4 protein-coding genes are annotated in these 3,744 nt (G+C 43.3%); 2 read left to right on the forward strand and 2 right to left on the reverse strand.

What is annotated here, in order from left to right; translation table 11 throughout:
* Positions 1–251 precede the first annotated feature (251 nt).
* Positions 252–1,703, forward strand: a complete 1,452-nt coding sequence (locus IM322_RS09065; RefSeq protein ID WP_287675100.1) for a GTP-binding protein — start codon at positions 252–254, stop codon at positions 1,701–1,703.
* Positions 1,704–1,918: 215 nt separating this feature from the next.
* On the opposite strand, the gene IM322_RS09070 is transcribed toward IM322_RS09065, so the two are convergent.
* A complete protein-coding gene (locus IM322_RS09070) occupies positions 1,919–2,215 on the reverse strand; it encodes a type II toxin-antitoxin system RelE/ParE family toxin (RefSeq protein ID WP_286824434.1) in 297 nt (98 codons plus the stop codon).
* Positions 2,200–2,388, reverse strand: a complete 189-nt coding sequence (locus IM322_RS09075; protein ID WP_287675102.1) for a hypothetical protein — start codon at positions 2,386–2,388, stop codon at positions 2,200–2,202. Before IM322_RS09075 ends, IM322_RS09070 begins: the two co-directional genes overlap by 16 nt.
* A 354-nt stretch (positions 2,389–2,742) precedes the next feature.
* Between IM322_RS09075 and IM322_RS09080 the strand changes: the two genes are divergently transcribed.
* Positions 2,743–3,435 (forward strand): Crp/Fnr family transcriptional regulator, encoded by a 693-nt coding sequence (locus IM322_RS09080; RefSeq protein WP_286824435.1) that lies wholly within the window; start codon positions 2,743–2,745, stop codon positions 3,433–3,435.
* Positions 3,436–3,744: the final 309 nt, after the last annotated feature.

Consider the following 3,744-nt stretch of genomic DNA (forward strand, 5'->3'; position numbering starts at 1 on the left):
AGGCCGAATTTGAAGTCTTTTCTGAACGAAACCCCCTACTATCTGTTGTCAAGGTTCAGTTTTTAGCTTGGTTATCGCTTTTTCCATTGTAGCTTAAAGCCGTCGTAAAACGACGGGGTTTTAACCCAAATTTTCGATAATAAGCTGGTTATAATTAAATTGAAGATGGATACCCCCTTGATAAGGGGAGTATCTGACAATTTTTAACACCCACCCACTCAGTCACTGATAACTGATAACTGATAACTGAAATGACCTCTGACCCGTTCCTCGATCGAGCTTGGAATACCGAAGACCTAGAACAAGCGCTTCGAGGTGTCGGCACTATTCAAGAAGAACTCAACTATAATCAGGCGCGCAATTCTCTGAGCAAACTTGTTGAGCGTCTGGATCTTACCTCGATCGAGAAAATTGGTCTAGAAGCGGAGATTGAGCGCCTAGTGGGACTGCTAGAAAAACTCGATCGATCCCTGATTCAAATTGCCGCTTTTGGTCTGGTGGGCCGGGGAAAATCCTCGATTTTAAATGCTCTGGTCGGTCAAGAAATCTTTACAACCGGTCCTCTACACGGAGTTACCCGCACCATTAAAGGGGTAAATTGGCAGTTAAGCAGCGATGATACTTTCCCCAATCTAGCGCGTCTGACCCTGAACGGCCATGGTAATGCTCAGGTGCAATTGCTTGATACTCCCGGTATTGATGAGGTAGATGGGCAAACGAGGGAAATTCTCGCCTGTCAGGTGGCGCAGCAGGTGGATTTAATCCTTTTTATCATCTCCGGTGATATGACCAAAGTGGAATTTTCCGCCCTGGCCAAGTTGCGGGAAGCGGGAAAACCGATGATTTTGGTCTTTAATAAAATCGATCAGTATCCAGAAGTCGATCGCCTCGCTATCTATGAGAAAATCGCCTCAGAACGGGTGAAAGAATTACTCTCCCCCGATGAGATTGTTATGGTGGCAGCCTCTCCCCTCCTGGCGGAGATGGTTAAAGGGCAGGATGGGCGGCTAAAAACGCAACGATTTCGAGGAAAACCCCAGATAGAAGCCCTGAAACTCAAAATTTTGGAAATTCTAGAGCGAGAGGGTAAATCGCTGGTAGCACTCAATTCTATGCTGTATGCAGACGAGGTAAACGAGCAAATTGTCGCCCGCAAAATGGCTATCCGTGATCGCGGTGCTAATCAATTGATTCAAAAAGCAGTGATGATCAAAGCATCGGCGATCGCTCTTAATCCGGTGACGGTGTTGGATCTGTTTACGGGAGCAGTTATCGATCTGGCTATGATTCTCGCTCTTTCTCGCTTATACGGCATCGATTTAACTCGTCAGGGGGCGATCGCTCTTTTACAAAAAATTGCCCTCAATATGGGAGGCATTAGTGCCAGCGAATTTTTAGCGGTTTTGGGCTTAAGTTCCCTAAAAGGACTGCTTGGCCTCTCGATTCCTGCCACTGGCGGCATTTCTCTCCTTCCCTATACTTCGATCGCCCTAACTCAAGCGGGAGTCGCCGGTGTATCCTGTTACGCGATCGGCCAAGTGACGAAAACCTATCTCGCTAATGGGGCCACTTGGGGACCCGATGGCCCGAAGGCAGTGGTAGCCAGTATTCTCGATTCCCTCGATGAAACCTCGATTCTCAACCGGATTAAGCGGGAATTAGGCTCAAAATTGGGGGGTGGGGGACTTTTCAGTGATCAGTAAACAGTAATCAGTAATCAGTAAACTGAAGGCAATAGGCAACAGGCAATAGGCTCCAAGAAAGAATCTGGCAATTCTCCTACCTAAAAAGAAGGTTAGAAACTGAGTAGATTCAGGCTTTTAGCTTAACAAATTTGGTTTTAGATTCGGCCCTTGTGAACTGAAAACTCAAATCTGATCACTGATAACTGATCACTGATAACTGATCACTGACTAGATCAATCCAAGAAATGCTTACTATGGACGATCGCCGCTATAATAACTACTGACCCTTGAATTTGATAGATCAGACGATAGGAGTAGGCAGACTTTTCTCGGATGGTATCATCGCTAAATTCGGCGCATTTTTTCGCTTCTAGGGGACAATTTTCTAAAGAATAGCTGATATCAAGAATTCGGCGCACGACGGCCGCCGCGTAGGAAGGGGAATCCCGACTAATATAAGATGCGATCGCATCCACGTCTTCAATTGCTTTGGGCGACCAGACAAGGCGATAATTCACTCGATCAGCCATTTGTTTAAAAGACCCTCAACTTCTTCTTGGGGGATTGTATTCTCTAGAGAGCCAGCGTTCAAACTTTGACGCACCTTCTCTAGAACGTATAAATGATACTGAATATCTTCAATTGAACAATCATCTGGTAATTGATTCAAGAGGGATTCAACTTTTTGTCTAATGCTATTCATACAAGTTTGACCGAAGTTTTTAAGTAAAAGTATAAATTTAAGTTATCTATCAACTATCATCTATCATTTATCATCGGATAGAAAATTATAGTTACGCATCCTATCCTAAGCCATAGTCCCCAGAAAAGCGAGAAAAAGTTAAGAATAGATAAAGCAATTATCTAGCTTTTGTAACATTGGGGCGGGGATACTGCCAAGAATACTTAATAATTCTCCTATCTGCTCAATCTCCGCGACTTTTAGGGATTATTGACCAATAACCATCTAGCAGCCACAAGACCCCCCCCAATCGCAGAAATTTTTTGTTACATTAGTTTACAGTTCCCTCAACGCCCCAGTGGGTTATTAATTTTAATGTCTTCTTCGGTTCCTTCGTCGGATTTTATCCCCTTAATCGGTCAAGAAACAGAAATCTTTAACTGGGCAAAATCCCATTATCGTAACCATACCTTTGCCAAAGATGAAAGAGTAGCCACGCGCCCCGGACTGTTATACTTTGTGGAATCTGGGGCGATTCGTATTGTTGGCAAGGCACAAGTTAACGTTATCGACCAAAAATCCCCCCGTAAACTATCTATTGCCGATAGCGAGGAAGTATTTCTCGGTTTTGTGGGTGCAGGTCAACCCTTTGAGATTTTTTCTCAATTTCCCTTTCAATTACAAGCCCAAGCTCATCTAGACCAAACCGAGTTAGTCTGGTTATACTGGGAAGACCTAGAAAAATGGCCGCAATTGCGATCGGCTGTTATGGAAACTTTTCGCCATCAATACCAGCGTAAGTTATTTTGGTTGAGTATTCTCGGTCAAAAACGCTCCCTCGATCGATTAATGGGGTTCTTGGTTCTATTATTGGAAGAATACGGTCAACCCTGTGTGGAAGGCTATTATCTTCCCTATCCCCTAACTCACGCTCAAATTGCCAGCGCCATCGGCACTACCAGAGTAACAGTAACAAGATTAATCGGTAAATTGCGACAACAAAATTCGATCTTTTTTAAGCAAGATAATCTTATCGGATTGCCCAGTTTATTTTTAAGTCAGAATTAATTTTTCTGCTGCTGGCCTTGCTGACTCAAGGTATCAATAAGTAATAGGATGAAATTAACTTCTTGGTTAGGAAAGGCAGAAGGCAAGAGCTAGAAAGCTAGTTTGGCTCCAGGTTTTAAAAACCCCACACAAGAAGATTCCTATCACAAATCAGCAACGCCAGAAATCTATTAAGCTAAAACGCACTTAAACCACCTAAAATAGAAATAGTAACTTGAGAAAAATTCTACTTATGCCAGCTAAAGATTTCCTAGATTTAGAAGAAAAGAAAAACTTACAAAAAGCTCTTAAAGAAGAAGAAAGAGCAGA

This window comes from Microcystis sp. M109S1, assembly GCF_020247025.1.
Taxonomy (GTDB): Bacteria; Cyanobacteriota; Cyanobacteriia; order Cyanobacteriales; family Microcystaceae; genus Microcystis.